The 15,082-nt window shown below is 34.7% G+C and carries 12 protein-coding genes; 6 read left to right on the top strand and 6 right to left on the bottom strand.

Translation table 11 applies throughout. From position 1 onward, the window contains the following. Positions 1–8: 8 nt before the first annotated feature. Together BM246_RS10690 and BM246_RS10685 are read right to left on the bottom strand one after the other, a co-directional pair. The gene (locus BM246_RS10690; protein WP_074937804.1) at positions 9–2,990 is read right to left on the bottom strand and encodes an amidohydrolase family protein; all 2,982 of its coding nucleotides are present in this window, start codon (positions 2,988–2,990) and stop codon (positions 9–11) included. Between the two features lie 91 nt (positions 2,991–3,081). Continuing rightward, on the bottom strand, positions 3,082–4,143 hold the full coding sequence (locus tag BM246_RS10685) for a DUF3810 domain-containing protein (protein ID WP_074937802.1): 1,062 nt from the start codon (positions 4,141–4,143) through the stop codon (positions 3,082–3,084). 244 nt (positions 4,144–4,387) lie between these two features. Here BM246_RS10685 and BM246_RS10680 point away from each other — a divergent pair, with 244 nt between their 5' ends. Next, a complete protein-coding gene (locus tag BM246_RS10680) occupies positions 4,388–5,851 on the top strand; it encodes an aminoacyl-histidine dipeptidase (protein ID WP_074937800.1) in 1,464 nt (487 codons plus the stop codon). Positions 5,852–5,983: 132 nt separating this feature from the next. On the opposite strand, the gene rsmG is transcribed toward BM246_RS10680, so the two are convergent. Next, positions 5,984–6,613, bottom strand: a complete 630-nt coding sequence (rsmG, locus tag BM246_RS10675) for a 16S rRNA (guanine(527)-N(7))-methyltransferase RsmG (protein ID WP_042495702.1) — start codon at positions 6,611–6,613, stop codon at positions 5,984–5,986. A gap of 142 nt (positions 6,614–6,755) precedes the next feature. Here rsmG and BM246_RS10670 point away from each other — a divergent pair, with 142 nt between their 5' ends. Both BM246_RS10670 and BM246_RS10665 read left to right on the top strand, forming a co-directional pair. Beyond that, a complete protein-coding gene (locus BM246_RS10670; RefSeq protein ID WP_042504877.1) occupies positions 6,756–7,850 on the top strand; it encodes a fatty acid desaturase family protein in 1,095 nt (364 codons plus the stop codon). A gap of 29 nt (positions 7,851–7,879) precedes the next feature. Further along, complete coding sequence (locus BM246_RS10665) at positions 7,880–9,064, top strand: pyridoxal phosphate-dependent aminotransferase (protein ID WP_074937797.1); 1,185 nt, start codon at positions 7,880–7,882, stop codon at positions 9,062–9,064. Between the two features lie 64 nt (positions 9,065–9,128). On the opposite strand, the gene BM246_RS10660 is transcribed toward BM246_RS10665, so the two are convergent. The 3 genes from BM246_RS10660 to BM246_RS10650 form a co-directional block, all read right to left on the bottom strand. Next, positions 9,129–9,392, bottom strand: a complete 264-nt coding sequence (locus tag BM246_RS10660) for a hypothetical protein (protein WP_074937795.1) — start codon at positions 9,390–9,392, stop codon at positions 9,129–9,131. 415 nt (positions 9,393–9,807) lie between these two features. Next, positions 9,808–10,194: a Co2+/Mg2+ efflux protein ApaG gene (gene apaG / locus BM246_RS10655; RefSeq protein ID WP_042495695.1), complete on the bottom strand. Its 387-nt coding sequence runs from the start codon at positions 10,192–10,194 to the stop codon at positions 9,808–9,810. A gap of 135 nt (positions 10,195–10,329) precedes the next feature. Then, entirely contained in the window at positions 10,330–11,580 is a 1,251-nt protein-coding gene (locus BM246_RS10650) for a type IX secretion system plug protein (protein WP_074937987.1), read from the bottom strand. Positions 11,581–11,748: 168 nt separating this feature from the next. Between BM246_RS10650 and BM246_RS10645 the strand changes: the two genes are divergently transcribed. From BM246_RS10645 to BM246_RS10635, 3 genes are read left to right on the top strand one after another with little or no spacing between them, the layout of a single operon-like run. Then, positions 11,749–13,101 (top strand): Na(+)-translocating NADH-quinone reductase subunit A, encoded by a 1,353-nt coding sequence (locus tag BM246_RS10645; protein ID WP_074937793.1) that lies wholly within the window; start codon positions 11,749–11,751, stop codon positions 13,099–13,101. Continuing rightward, positions 13,101–14,327 (top strand): NADH:ubiquinone reductase (Na(+)-transporting) subunit B, encoded by a 1,227-nt coding sequence (locus tag BM246_RS10640; RefSeq protein WP_074937791.1) that lies wholly within the window; start codon positions 13,101–13,103, stop codon positions 14,325–14,327. Before BM246_RS10645 ends, BM246_RS10640 begins: the two co-directional genes overlap by 1 nt. 2 nt (positions 14,328–14,329) lie before the next feature. After that, positions 14,330–15,079, top strand: a complete 750-nt coding sequence (locus BM246_RS10635; RefSeq protein WP_042504869.1) for a Na(+)-translocating NADH-quinone reductase subunit C — start codon at positions 14,330–14,332, stop codon at positions 15,077–15,079. Positions 15,080–15,082 lie beyond the last annotated feature (3 nt).

Below are 15,082 nucleotides of genomic sequence, written 5' to 3'. Positions count from 1 at the left end.
TCTATGTTTTAGTTAATTATATTGCCAATAAAATCGCAATGCATATCTACTTTTTCCTTTTTCTTAATAGGTTGCGTTTTTAAGCCTTTGTTTTTAGCTTTTAGCATTTGGTTGATAAGCTCGTTTTTCTCTTTTTTAATTTCCGAACGCAGCATAGTATCGCGCTCTAAATCGAAATAAGTGACACCTTCAATAATTGTTTTTTCTGCTTTAGCATAAATAGACATTGGGTGATCGGTCCATAAAACAACATCGGCATCTTTACCAACTTTTATACTTCCTACACGGTTATCGATGTGTAAAAGTTTAGCAGGGTTTAGAGTAACAAACTTCCAAGCTTCTTCTTCGCTAATACCTCCGTATTTAATAGATTTTGCAGCTTCTTGATTTAAACGTCTAGACATTTCTGGATCGTCACTATTAATAGCAACCGTAACGCCTGCATTGTGCATAATGGCAGCATTGTATGGAATAGCATCGTTAACCTCGTATTTGTACGCCCACCAATCGCTAAATGTAGAGCCACCAACACCGTGTTCAACCATTTTATCGGCTACTTTATAACCTTCTAAAATGTGAGTGAATGTATTAATGTTGAAATCGAATTGTTCTGCAACCTTCATAAGCATATTAATTTCACTTTGAACGTAAGAGTGACAAGAAATAAAACGCTCTTTGTTTAAAATCTCAGCAAGCACGTCCATTTCGACGTCTTTTCTATAAGGTTTACCACTTTTCTTTAAAGCATCATATTCTTTAGCGCGTGTAAAATAATCGATGTAAACTTGCTCGACACCCATTCTAGTTTGTGGAAAACGCACACCATTAGAATATCTAGTTTGTTTTACGTTTTCTCCTAAAGCGAATTTTATAAATTTAGGTGAATCGTTATAAATTAAATTATCGGCAGATTCGCCCCATTTTAATTTTATAATAGCCGAACGTCCACCAATTGGGTTGGCTGAACCGTGCAATATTTGTATAGAGGTTACACCACCAGCAAGGTTGCGGTAAATGCCAATATCTTCATTGTCGATAACATCTTCGATGCTTACTTCTGCAGACGAGTTTTGCCCGCCTTCGTTAACAGAGGCGGTTGCAATATGCGAATGCTCGTCTATAATACCAGCCGTTAAATGTTTGCCAGTAGCATCAATAATTTGAGCTTTTCCGTCGCTGAGGTTTTTACCGATTTTAACTATTTTACCATTTTTAATAAGCACGTCTGTGTTTTCTAAAATACCATCGGTTTCGTTAGTCCAAACCGTTGCGTTTTTAAACAAAAGCGTTTCTTGTTTTGGTAGTGTTTTAAATCCGTAAGCAGTGTTAGGGTAGGAGATAGAGGCTATGTTGTTTTTAGAATCATCGTCCTTTTTATCTTTTTCTTCGGAATCGTCTTCGGTTTTTGTACTCTTTTTGGCTGAAAATGGAATTTCATTACCATTAGGTAAAGTAGCTTTTCCTTTTAAAGCAGTATCGTTTTCAACATGAGCTACAATACGAATAAAATCTTGCGACGTAGAATCTTTTGTAGTCATCGAGATTTGAACCCAGTCATTATTATAACTAATTTTAGAACCTAAGGTTTTAGTCTCGCTTGTAATTTTAGATTTCAGCTTTTTAATATCGCCTTCTACAGTCATTTTATAAGCCGTATTATCTACGCTAAACTCATAATCACCAACAATATCTATAGTGTTCATGTTGGTAACAATGTGTTGTTGACCTTGTACCCAGTTTTCGTAAAGCTTGGTTTTCTTCTCAAAAATATCGCCCGAGGTAATTAAAAAGTTAGCATAAGCACCATTGTTAAGTGTTCCTATTGCTGTAGATTGCCCAAGTAATTGCGCAGGTACAAGCGTTAATGCTTCTAGAGCCTTCTCTTTAGAAAGTCCGTTTTTAATAGCTTGCATTAATTTGCCTTTAAATTCACTTGGCGATTTTAAAGTATGCGTTGTTAGTGCAAAACTAATATTGTTATCGGCTAAAACCTTTGGGTTCGTTGGTTCTTGGCTCCATGCGCGCATGTCGCTAAGTGCTAATGAACTTGTTAAAAAACTGTTTTCAACATCGTAAGCATCCTTAAAGTTTACGGGAAGTATAAACGCAGCATTGGTGTTTTTTATCTCATCAATACGCTCATACTCGTCACCACCACCTAAAATAACATATTGAATACCAAACTGATCTCCAATTTTATCGGCTCTTAGTGCATTGGCTTTACTTCCAGCTTCAAAAATTTGAATTAAATCTTGGTTTCTGTTTAAGGCTTCAATAGATAAATCTTTCGTTTTACTAAGTCCTTTTTTATACCATGCCGCATCGTTATACAATTGGCGTAGCAAAGCAATACTACCCATTATAGAATTTGGGTAAGCTTGTCGAGACGTGGCGCTTCTATCGAAAGATAGATATTGTGCCGAGTTCTCTTTTAGTATACGTGTTTCATTACCTTCCTTAGTATTAAGCGCTACTAAAGCACCGGTTCCTCTATGAATACCGTCTTGTATGTGTGTATTTACAACGCCAAACCCAGCATCTAATAATGCTTTGGCTGTTTTAGAATCGTAGTTAAATTTAGAAAGTGCCTCGTTTTCTGGCATCACATGGTCGTTCCAATAATATCCTGTTCTGCTGGCATCGTATTGTGGAGCCTGACTTCTGCTTCTTGGTTGTGCTTTTGGTTTTTCAATTCCAAAATCGGAATACATATCAATAAAAGAAGGGTAAATGCTTTTACCTTCAATATTAATAATTTTAGTGTTTTTTGGAATCGAAACATTTGTTCCGGTAGAAATTACCTTTCCATTATGTATTAACAAGGTGCCTTTGTTAATAATTTGTCCGCTAGAAACATGGATTTTTGCATTCGTGAATGCTGTGTAGTTGGTGTTTGTAGTTTTAACACCATCATTTTTTGGAAAATAATCTTGGCCGAATAAGCAACTGCAGCAAAAGAAGCTCAAGATTCCAATACATTTTTTAATCATAGATACAATCTGTTAGTTTTAGCTAAAAATACGGATATCTATCTAGAATCAAAGTTCCTTTACATATAAAGTTGTAATCTTTAAGAATTTCTCATTTTTCTTCAAAATAATTGACCAATAATGCAACAACATAGCTATAGCTTTCCATGCCTTTAGTTTGCTTATTTGCTTTTAAAAAGCCGCTATAGAAGCTTTTAAAAAAGGGTTCGGCCGGATTTTGGTGTGCTTCCCAAAACAATCGCACTTCTTCGTAATTTTTTAAAACACCAATATTTAAATTTTCAACCGTTTTTTGGTAAAGGTCTTGATCGCGTCGATAAATTTCATTTAAGCAATAGCGTAAGCCAAAGGTGTAACCGCAATATCTAAAATAAATATTCTCATGGTTTATGGCTGCTAAGCAACCAATAAAATTAGCTTCGTTTTCTGCAGCAAAACCTAACTGATGTGCAATTTCGTGTGTTGTGGTAGTGGCAAATTTAAAAGTAGGGATAAGGCCATCAACTTGCGCTTCATTGGTTAACGGATTTAAGTAGCCACTAAAACCCATATAGGTTAAGGGATAACTAAATAAGGATTTTTTTACACTTCTAGGCGAATATTCCAAATCTGGAAACACCTGTTTTAATCCCAAATAACCATCTGGAGCCAATTTTAAAATCTCGCTTTTGGTTAACGGAACATCTACTTTTATAGAATCGTTTTTTGTGATTTCAAAATGTAAAGCGTTTGCCTCTAAAATAAGTTGCTCTGTAACTTTAACTAATTGTTCTGTGCTGTATTCCGGATTTAAATCCAAACTTTTGTACAATGGCAATCGGTAATAATTGAATCCCCAAAATAAATGAAAGGCAAAATACAATATAGAAACTGCCGAAAACACATCTGCAAACCATTGTTTGGTATCGATTTTAATTCGTTTCCAATTTTTATAAAACCATCTAAAAATATAAATTAAACCTGCTGCGTAAAACAAATCGCCGAAAGAAAAAGGCAACCAACCCAAGCAAAACCGAAACATTTTGGATATATATACATAAAGTCCGTTACTGTAGAAAGTCTCCACAAAACCGGGGTAATTCCCTAATAATTTCACTAAAAAGTACTGCGGAATCAACAGCAGCGCAATAATCGTTTTTTTATCTTTCAGCATAGACCAAAAATAGTAAAAATTTGTACCCAAAGGTTATACATATTTATAAAGGTTTCTTCCTGCTTTCAGTTATATCTTTTTTTTAATGTACGCATTTCTCTATTAGGTAACATCAATCTTAATTATTAAAACTTGGAGTTTTTGGAGAACTATTCGGTATTCAAAAAAAAGGATGCCACATCAATCAGGAGTAGCTACCAATATCTGTGTATTTTTGCTAACTTTGCATTAAAATGTAAACAAAATGAGCTCAGAAATAAGAAATTTAGAACCTAAACAGCTTTGGAATAAATTTGCCGATTTAAATGCTGTACCGCGTCCGTCTAAAAAAGAAGAACGTGTTATCGCTTTTATGAAAGACTTTGGTAAAAAACTTGGTTTCGAAACTATAGAAGATGAAGTTGGTAATGTAATTATCAAAAAGCCAGCTACGGCAGGTATGGAAAATAGAACGACCATTGTAATGCAATCGCATTTAGATATGGTACATCAAAAAAATAATGATACTGAATTCGATTTTGATACTCAAGGTATTGAAATGTATGTTGATGGTGATTGGGTTCGTGCAAAAGGTACCACTTTAGGCGCCGATAACGGATTAGGTGTGGCCACCATTATGGCTATTCTAGAAAGTACAGATATTGCACATCCTGCAATTGAAGCTTTGTTTACTATAGATGAAGAAACTGGAATGACAGGAGCAATGGGCTTAAAAGGCGGATTACTTACAGGAGGAATTCTATTGAACTTAGATACTGAAGAAGATGATGAAATTGGAGTAGGTTGTGCCGGTGGTATCGATGTTACTGCTACTAGAACTTACGAAGAAGAGGAAACGCCAGAATTTAAAATAGGTTACAAAATAACTGTAAAAGGTTTACAAGGTGGCCACTCGGGAATGCAAATTCACGAAGGTTTAGGTAATGCTAATAAAATAATGAACCGTGTATTATTTGATGGTTTTGAGAATTTTGGCTTACGTATTTCGGAAATCGATGGCGGAAGTTTGCGTAACGCCATTCCTCGTGAAAGCAATGCTATTGTTGCAATCGATGCTATACACGAAGAAGCTTTTCTTTTAGAAACAAAAGAACAAGAAGCGATGTTAAAGGCTGAGTTAAAAACTATGGAACCTAACTTAGAAATTGTGGTTTCTAAAGTTGAAACTCCAGAAAAAATTATGGACTTAGGAGTTCAAGAAGGTTTAACACGTGCTATTTATGCCGCTTGGAATGGTGTGTACCGTATGAGTGCAGATATTCCTGAATTGGTAGAAACATCAAACAACATAGCAAGAGTTATTGTAAAAGATGGCGCTGTAAAAATTGGTTGTTTAACACGTTCTTCTGTAGAAAGTTCTAAATGGGATTTAGCAAATACACTACGCTCAACTTTTGAGTTAACAGGTTGCGAGGTTACATGCACAGGTGATTATCCTGGTTGGTCTCCAAACATGGATTCGGCTATTTTGAAAGTGATGACAAAACTTTACGAAAAATTAAATAATGAGAAGCCACACGTTGCAGCATGTCATGCAGGTTTAGAATGTGGAATTCTTGGAACCAATTATCCAGATATGGATATGATTAGTTTTGGACCAACTATTAAAGGTGCGCACTCTCCGGATGAACGTGCTCAAATTTCATCGGCTCAAAAATATTGGGATTTCGTTATTGAGATTTTAAAAGAAATACCTGAGAAAGCTTAAGTTTTCAATAAGTTGATAGGTGTGGCTGCATTGTGATTAGTTTATCATATTAATGTCATTATACAGAACATAAAAAAGCCAGTAATAACGATTGTTATTACTGGCTTTTATTTTTAACAAGTGTTTTATAAACTATCCACGGTATTTTAAAGGTAAGTGTACTACTTTTTTGGTTTCGTAAAAATCTTCCTCAAAATAGTCGCTTAAATTATAAATAGTAGTGGTTTTGTAATCTTTTAGCTCTTCTTCTAGATCGCCACCTTTTAAATAGATAATGCCATTTTTCAATTCGTGGTTTTGCTCTTTTGCAATTTTTCCTTTTACCCAATGTACAAAAGTAGGCATAGCGGCAACGGCACGACTTACAATAAAATCGTAGTTTTCTTTAATTTCTTCAACACGGCTGTGTGTTGTTTTAACGTTGGTTAAGCCTAAGCCTTCAACCACTTCATTTACAACCTTTAGTTTTTTAGCAATGCTATCTACTAAATGAAAAGAACACTCAGGAAACATAATGGCTAAAGGGATTCCTGGAAATCCACCACCTGTACCAACATCTAAAATGTGGCTACCATCTTTAAACTCTATCACTTTGGCAATACCTAAAGAGTGTAATACATGACGTAAATATAACTCGTCGATATCCTTACGTGAAACTACATTTATCTTCAAATTCCAATCTTGATATAGGGATTCTAAAAGTGTAAATTTTTCAATTTGGTCTTCGGTGAGGTTAGGGAAATATTTTAAAAGCAGTTTCATTTATGTTAAATTTTCAACAAAAATATACTTTTTAAGTACATAATTTTACAAAAAATTGGGATTACTTAAATAGCTTTATTCATATCTTTGCAGATAGGTATGATCAAAAAAACATTTTTAAAATCATATTAAAATTATTAGAATGACTAAACAAACCGTCTCGTTCTCGAGAAAAGACCCCGCGAAGTTCTTTAAAACGTTGAATAAACGTGTTAATGATTACTTTAAGGAAAATGATATTAAACGTACAGGAAACTGGGAATTATATACAAAAGCCATAATAATGTTTGCTTTATTAATTGTTCCTGCAGTATTAATTTTAACTGTTCCAATGTCTGGATGGCTACAAGCTTTATGCATGGTGGTTGTTGGGATTGGTATGGCTGGTGTAGGCATGAATGTGATGCACGATGCTAACCATGGTTCTTTTTCTAGTAAAAAGTGGGTTAACAAATTAATGGGAAGCAGTATTTATATACTAGCTGGTAACGATTATAACTGGAAAGTGCAACACAACGTATTGCACCATACATATACAAACATTCAAGGGCATGATGAAGATATTGATGCTGGTAGAATTATTCGTTTTTCTAAACATTCAAAATGGTTTAAAATTCATCAATATCAAAAGTATTATGCGTTTTTCTTATACGGTTTGCTTACTGCAAACTGGGCTATCACAACAGATTTTATACAAACTTACAAATACTTAAAGCGTAAATTAGCTTACGGTAAGTTACCAAGTCCTGCAACGCAATGGACTAAACTTATTATTGGTAAAATTGTATATTATTCAATTTGGGTAGCATTACCTTTAGTTGTAGGTTTTACTTGGTGGCAAGTATTAATTGGCTTCTTAATTATGCACTACACAGCAGGAATTATTTTAAGTGTGGTTTTTCAATTGGCTCACGTTGTACCAAGTACAGTTATGCCTTTACCAGATGAAGATGGTAACATGAAAAATACTTGGGCTATTCACCAATTATTTACTACATGTAATTTTTCACCTAAAAGTTGGTTAGCCGAGTTTTATACGGGTGGATTAAACAGACAAGTAGAGCACCACTTGTTTGCAAATATTAGCCACGTGCATTATAGCAAAATAGCAAAAATAGTAAAGGAAACAGCAAACGAATTTAGCTTACCATATAATGAATACAACACATTTTGGAAAGCCGTTTCAGAACATTATAATCAACTAAAGGTACTTGGGAAAAATCCTAACATTGCCTAAACTTTATATTTACTTCATAAACACAATTCATGCAATTATTATCTGAAAGAATTTTAAACATGGCTACTTCGGCAACGTTAGCTATGGCAGCCAAAGCTCGCGAATTAAGAGGCGAAGGAAAAGACATTATAGGTTTAAGTCTTGGGGAACCAGATTTTAACACCCCAGATTTTATTAAAGAAGCAGCTATTCAGGCTGTGAATGATAATTACAATTCTTACTCACCAGTAGATGGTTATGTAGAGTTGAAAGAGGCGGTTGTTACAAAGTTTAAACGTGATAATAATTTAACGTATACTTTACCACAAATTGTTGTTTCTACGGGAGCTAAACAATGTTTGGCAAATATAGCAGCTGTTATGCTAAATGATGGTGATGAGGTGCTTTTACCTTGTCCTTACTGGGTAAGTTATTCTGATATTGTTAAGTTAAATGGTGGTGTGCCAGTTGAGGTTGCAACATCTATCGATACAGATTTTAAAATGACACCAGCACAATTGGAAGCGGCTATTACTCCAAAAACCAAAATGATGTGGTTTAGTTCTCCATGTAACCCAAGTGGATCTGTTTACAGTAGAGAAGAGTTAAGAGCTCTAGCCGATGTATTGGTTAAATATCCTAATATTTATGTAGTTTCAGATGAAATTTACGAGCATATTAACTATGGTTCTGGTCACGCAAGTATAGCGGAATTTGATGATATGTATAACAATACTATTACTGTAAACGGTGTTTCGAAAGCTTTTGCTATGACGGGATGGCGTATTGGTTTTATTGGTGCTCCAGAAAAAATTGCTCGTGCATGTAATAAAATGCAAGGTCAAATTACTAGTGGTGCTAACTGTATTGCACAACGTGCTGTAATTACTGCTTTAAACGCAGATCCGAGTGCTGTAAAATACATGATAGATGAATTTAAAGTGCGTCGTGATTTAGTTTTAGACTTATTGAGCGATGTTACAGGTTTTAACTCAAACACGCCAGAAGGTGCGTTTTACGTATTTCCAGATGTATCTTATTACTTCGGAAAAACGTTAAGAGGAAAAACAATAAATAATGCTACCGATTTTTCTTTATATTTATTAGAAGAAGCATTAGTGGCAACAGTAACAGGTGATGCTTTTGGTAACCCTAACTGTATTCGTATTTCTTATGCAGCTTCGCAAGATCAAATTATTGAAGCTATTAAGCGTATTAAGGAAGTAGTAAGCTAGTTCTTTAAAAAACTTTTATATATCAAGAGCTGCTAGATTTTTTAATCTAGCAGCTCTTTTTTTGTTAGAATAAGTAGTGTACAGCGATAAGTAAACCTAGGCTGGCGATTATAAAAAACGCAATGGTTTGTATTAGAGCTTTTTTGTTATCTGTTAAGGTTTGTGCTTTTATAGTGTCTAGTTGTTCTTGTGTTGCTTTTGGAAACTCTTTTAATTCTATATTGGCATAACTGCCAGATAACGCTCCTTTTTCTTTGCGTTTTGAGGTTAAACTTCTATTGTTTTTTAATGACTGGTTTGCAGCCATCATTGATCCTTCGCCTCCCATAATTTATATTTTAAAGTGAAACACTATTGAGATATTCAAAAAAGTGTGTTTAAGATTATTGGTTATAATCTTAAGAATATTTAAAGTAGCTGCTTTATATATAAGTAACAATTTGGATTAAAATGTTACAGTAGAAGCGGGGTTTTATTTTTTAAGAAGGTGTTATCCATTTGTGAAATGCAGTGTTGATACGCGGATGAGAATAGGTTTGGGTGATGTGAAAATATTTGCGGATAATTGCGTTAGGGATTGATGCGGCATCCTTTTTTGTGCAAGCCTTTTAATTAGTTGAAAGCTCCAAAATTTGGATTTAGAAAATAGCGTGTTGCTAAGCCGAAATAATACTGCACAAATAAAGATATAGCGGAAAGCCCGACCCTTTTCGGGTAACGCTAAAATAAAATAAATTCAGAAATTAATTGATAGCAAAAGTAGCGCTCAATTTAAATGTAGGGATGGTAACTTGGAATTTTCTAGTGGTTGTAAAATTAACCATGTTGTAATGCCCTTGCATAGCACCAAAAGGAGAGGTGAGTAGGCAGCCAGAGGTGTAAGTGTGAGATTCTCCAGGTTTTAAAACCGGTTTTTTACCTACTACGCCTTCGCCGATAACGGTTTCAACATTGTTTAAGGCGTCTAGAATTTCCCAATGACGCGCGTAAAGTTGCACAGAATCTTTACTTTGGTTTTCTATAGTTACGGTATAACCAAAGGCGTATTGCATTTTATAGTTTTTATAAAATGAACCTTCGAAGTTTGTAACTACCGAAATTTTAATGCCAGATGTAACTTGTTGTACCATGATTGATTAAGCAATTTACTTTGCTAAAATAATAAATATTAAAGAGTTAGTGCGTGATTTCAACGGGTTTGGCGAATAAATTAGTTGAAATGCATTTCTTACCCTATATTTTGTCGATTTTATAATATTAACGTATTAATTTGTGATGTTTACTGAACTGGCTTCGCCTAAACCAATTATTTTATCGTATCGAGCGCCTAGATCGCGGTAATAAACAAGCACTTTGTAATTATTTTCGGTTTGCCAGAAATCACCACTCACTGCACCATCGTCTACAGTACCATCATCGTTAACTACAATATATTTGTAGTTGTAGAAACCTTGTTTTAAAAGCATGGTGTTGATAAAGCGATTGTTGACTTCATCAAAAATCATTCTTGTGCTATCGTCTATAGCATAGTTGTTAAAGTTTCCATATATATGTACGTTCTTATTGATTAAAAAGTCGTCGCCACGTAGAGAAAAATGCATCCACACGTAATCGGCTTCAATGCTGGCATCATCGGCATCTACGTTGGTGATAAGGTAATTACCGTTAATATCTGGGTTGTATGTGTACGGCATTTTGGCGCGCGGTATATTGGTGTAGAGGTAGTTGTGGTAAAGATCTTTTAGGTCTATAAACTGGATGCCTGTATTGGCGGCACGAACATCTTTATTTTCGAAAAACAGGAATTCGTTACCTGCCCAAAAACTTGTTTCACTGTCGTATCTGTAAATAAGTTGGTTGCCAAGCGTGTATTGCGGCTTTATGTTGGTAATAACATTGTTTAAATTATTATTTTGAATAATAACAGCTTTTACGGTTTGAGTGGGGTTGTTTAATTGTATGTTATTTGAAGTAATTATGAGTTCTACACGTTGTTTTTGTTCTATAAATTCGATGTTTCTAGAGCGTTTTACGCTTACGCCAACAGCGGTTTTATCTTCATAAATCATAAATTTTCTAGAGAACTGAAGCTCATTATTGTCATTATAAACCGAAATCATGTAGTTTCCAGAAACGAGTAATCCTTTGGTGAATTGATTAGGGATAGTGAGTTTGTAATGCGAAAATATTTGGTAGGTGTTTAGTGAATTCTCGTAATCACGAATACGTTGGTTGTCAAAGCCGCTCAGGAATTCTGATTTAATAAGTGTTGAAGGTGTCCAGTCGAAATTGAAATGCTCGATTTTATAGTAGTAATCGGCTTCTTCACCATTTAAAGCATCGAACTCTAAAACTACATATTCGCCCAGTTTTAGTATAGGAAGTTGGGTTTCAGGCGTGTTACTTTTAAAATTTATAGTTTTAATATAATCTGGTGGATTTACTTCTTGAACTTGTGAAAAAACCAGAGCGGGCAGGAGGGCGATGAGAATTTTTTTTATTACCTTAGAATGCATATTCATTATAGTTTTGTGTGTAAATATAAACAAAATCTATGCCTAATTAAATTTACTTATTTAGAATTAGTATAAATAAATGATATGCATTTTTTAGGACGAATAATTTAGGTATTTATTTGTATTTTTGCACCGATTTTTAGACAACTAATTTCAATAAAAATAAATATGTCAAACGACATCCGTATCAAAAAAGGTCTGGACATTAAACTTATAGGTGAAGCTGATAAAACCGTTGAACAAGCGATTATCAGTAACTACTACACTATAAGGCCAGAGGATTTTCACGGCGTAATTCCAAAACTTGTTGCAAAAGAAGGGACTTCAGTAAAAGCTGGAGATACTTTGTTTTTCGATAAATCTCAGGAATCGGTTATGTTCGCATCGCCAGTTTCAGGGAAAGTGATTGAAGTACAACGTGGACCAAAAAGACGCATAGACGCTATTAAAATTGAAGCCGATAAATCGCAAGTATATGCAGATTTAGCAGCATTTGATTTAAACAGTGCCACAGCGGAATCTGTAAAAGCACATTTGTTAGCATCAGGATGCTGGCCGTTTGTAAAACAACGCCCATATGATGTGATTGCAAATCCGAATAAGCCGCCAAAAGCGATTTTTATTTCGGGGTATGCTAGCGCACCATTGGCTGCCGATTTAGACTTTACCTTAAAAGGTAAAGAAGCTGAATTGCAGGCTGCGGTAACGGCTTTAGGGAAACTAACAGAAGGTGCAGTGCACATTTCGGTTGGTACTTCTAGCTCGCCACTTGCTGGTTTAACAGGTGTTACTACGCACAAGGTTTCAGGGCCACATCCTTCAGGGAATGTTGGTACACTTATCAATAAAGTGAATCCAGTAAATAAAGGCGAAGTTGTTTGGACAGTTAATGCTCAAGACTTAGTTATTATTGGTGAACTTTTATTAACTGGTAAGTTTAATGCTGAACGTATTGTAGCTTTAGTAGGTTCTTCGGTTGAAAAACCAAGATATTTTAAAACCATTATTGGTAGCGAAATTTCTACTCTAATTTACGATAAAGGTGTTTCTAAAGGTGGTAACGATCGTGTTATTTCTGGAAATGTATTATCTGGAAAGCAAATTAAACCAGACGGAAATTTAGATTATTACAGCAATGTAGTATCTGTTATTCCTGAAGGTGATGATTACGAGCTTTTTGGATGGAACAAACCTGTGTTTAATAAAATCTCTACTTCTAGAGCTATGACATTCTCATGGTTAAGTAAATCTAAAAAATACGATTTGAACACCAATACTAATGGTGAACACCGTGCTTTTGTTACTACAGGAGTTTACGAGGAAGTTTTTCCTTTAGATATTTATCCTATGCAAATATTAAAAGCTTGTATGTATAAAGATTTAGATGAAATGGAAGCTTTAGGAATGTACGAAGTTGCACCAGAAGATTTCGCTTTAACCGAGTTTGTATGTGTATCTAAACAACCGCATCAAAAAATTATTAGAGAAGGTTTAGACTTAATGCTTAAAGAGATAGGATAATGGGTTTAAAAAATAATTTACATAAATTAAAACTAAAGTATAAAGGGACAAAAATGGCTCCTGCATTTAATGCAATCCATACCTTTTTATACTTGCCAGATGAGACCACACATAATGGAACTCATATAAAAGCTGCCGACGATTTAAAGCGTACCATGAATACAGTAATTATGGCTATGGTGCCATGTTTATTGTTTGGTATGTTTAACGCTGGTTACCAGCATAACTTACAGGTTGGAGAAATTCAAGCAGTAACAGTAGGTTTCTTTAGTCCGGAGTTTTGGGCTTTAGATAACTTCATGATCGGTTTCTGGAAAATTATTCCTTTAGTAATCGTGTCTTACGGTGTTGGTTTAGGAATTGAATTCTTATTCGCTGTAATTAAAGGTCACGAAGTAGAAGAAGGTTATTTAGTAACAGGAATGTTAGTGCCATTAATTGTACCAGTAGATATTCCGTTATGGATGTTAGCAGTTGCAGTTGTATTTGGTGTTGTTATTGGTAAAGAAGTTTTTGGTGGAACAGGGATGAATATCTTAAATCCAGCTTTAACTATTAGGGCCTTTTTATTCTTTGCATATCCTACTTGGATGTCTGGAGATAAAGTTTGGGTTGAAGGTGCAGTTGAAAGAACAAATGAAATTGCAGCCGGTGCTAATTTAGATGCCATTTCTGGTGAAACTATTTTAGGAACTCTAGCTCAAGGTAAAGCTGTAACACACTCTGTTGCCGATATGTTCTTAGGGTTTATTCCTGGTTCAGTAGGAGAGACTTCAACGTTACTTATTGTTTTAGGTGGTTTATTTTTAGTATTTGCTAAAATTGGAAGCTGGAGAATAATGTTATCATCGTGTGTTGGGGCTATAGTAATGGGCTTAATATTTAATGGTGTTGTTAGTTCTGGATGGATTACTGAAACAAGTAAATTTTACGGATTAATGAGTACTGAATTTTGGCATCACCTACTTATTGGTGGTTTTGCTTTTGGTACCGTGTTTATGGCTACCGACCCAGTTACGGCGTCGCAAACCAATAAAGGGAAATGGATTTATGGTTTCTTAATAGGATTTCTTTCTATTATGATTCGTGTATTCAACCCAGCATATCCAGAAGGTGTGATGTTAGCTATTCTATTAATGAATGTGTTTGCACCAACAATTGACCATTACGTGGTACAAGGAAATGTGAAGAAAAGAATGAAACGTTTAAAAGCTAAAGTTGCATAACGATGGAGAATAGAACAGATAAAAATTCATATACTATAATTTTCGCCGTTGTTATGGTGTTGGTTGTAGGTTCATTATTAGCCTTTACAGCTTCATCATTGAAACCTAGTATTGATGAAAATAAACGTCTAGAAAAGCAACAAAACATTTTGTATGCTATGGGCGTGAACGAGAATGACGAAACTAGTGCTAATTTTGTTTCAACAGATAAAGCACCAGAATTATTCAAGAAATATATTAAGAAGCAATTGGTTATTCAAGATGGTAAGGTTACCGAAGATGACCAAGCGTATTTAATTGATATTAAAAAGGAACAAGCTAACGCTAAAGCTGGTATTGCAAGACGTTTACCTTTGTTAAAAGGTGAAAAGGATGGTAAAACATTTTACATTGCACCAATTCGTGGTAAAGGGCTTTGGGATGCTATTTGGGCTTATGTTGCTATGGACGAAAACATGGTAATACAAGGTGCTTATTTTGATCATAAAGGAGAAACGCCTGGTTTAGGAGCTAATATTAAGCAACGTTTCTTTATGGACGATTTTATTGGGGAGCATTTATTAGATAACGCAGACCGTTTTAAAGGTATTGAGGTTTCTAAAAGTAATGCCGATCCAAAAAACGAGGATAAAACAGATAACGAAGTCGATGCTATTGCAGGAGCTACTATTACAGGTAATGGTGTTGCAGCAATGATTAAAAGCGATTTAAAGCTTTATGAGCCGTTCTTTAAAAACTTAAAAAACAATTAATTT

The organism is Algibacter lectus (genome assembly GCF_900112395.1).
GTDB classification, from domain to species: Bacteria; Bacteroidota; Bacteroidia; order Flavobacteriales; family Flavobacteriaceae; genus Algibacter; species Algibacter lectus.
Note: the sequence above shows the minus strand (reverse complement) of the source record. Positions and strands in the feature narration are given on the sequence as shown.

What these genes read in the sequence shown, in the direction of transcription:
- BM246_RS10690 (WP_074937804.1), bottom strand. Translation starts at nt 2,990, where the DNA reads ATGATTAAAAAATGTATTGGAATCTTGAGCTTCTTTTGCTGCAGTTGC.
- BM246_RS10685 (WP_074937802.1), bottom strand. Translation starts at nt 4,143, where the DNA reads ATGCTGAAAGATAAAAAAACGATTATTGCGCTGCTGTTGATTCCGCAG.
- BM246_RS10680 (WP_074937800.1), top strand. Translation starts at nt 4,388, where the DNA reads ATGAGCTCAGAAATAAGAAATTTAGAACCTAAACAGCTTTGGAATAAA.
- rsmG (WP_042495702.1), bottom strand. Translation starts at nt 6,613, where the DNA reads ATGAAACTGCTTTTAAAATATTTCCCTAACCTCACCGAAGACCAAATT.
- BM246_RS10670 (WP_042504877.1), top strand. Translation starts at nt 6,756, where the DNA reads ATGACTAAACAAACCGTCTCGTTCTCGAGAAAAGACCCCGCGAAGTTC.
- BM246_RS10665 (WP_074937797.1), top strand. Translation starts at nt 7,880, where the DNA reads ATGCAATTATTATCTGAAAGAATTTTAAACATGGCTACTTCGGCAACG.
- BM246_RS10660 (WP_074937795.1), bottom strand. Translation starts at nt 9,392, where the DNA reads ATGGGAGGCGAAGGATCAATGATGGCTGCAAACCAGTCATTAAAAAAC.
- apaG (WP_042495695.1), bottom strand. Translation starts at nt 10,194, where the DNA reads ATGGTACAACAAGTTACATCTGGCATTAAAATTTCGGTAGTTACAAAC.
- BM246_RS10650 (WP_074937987.1), bottom strand. Translation starts at nt 11,580, where the DNA reads ATGCATTCTAAGGTAATAAAAAAAATTCTCATCGCCCTCCTGCCCGCT.
- BM246_RS10645 (WP_074937793.1), top strand. Translation starts at nt 11,749, where the DNA reads ATGTCAAACGACATCCGTATCAAAAAAGGTCTGGACATTAAACTTATA.
- BM246_RS10640 (WP_074937791.1), top strand. Translation starts at nt 13,101, where the DNA reads ATGGGTTTAAAAAATAATTTACATAAATTAAAACTAAAGTATAAAGGG.
- BM246_RS10635 (WP_042504869.1), top strand. Translation starts at nt 14,330, where the DNA reads ATGGAGAATAGAACAGATAAAAATTCATATACTATAATTTTCGCCGTT.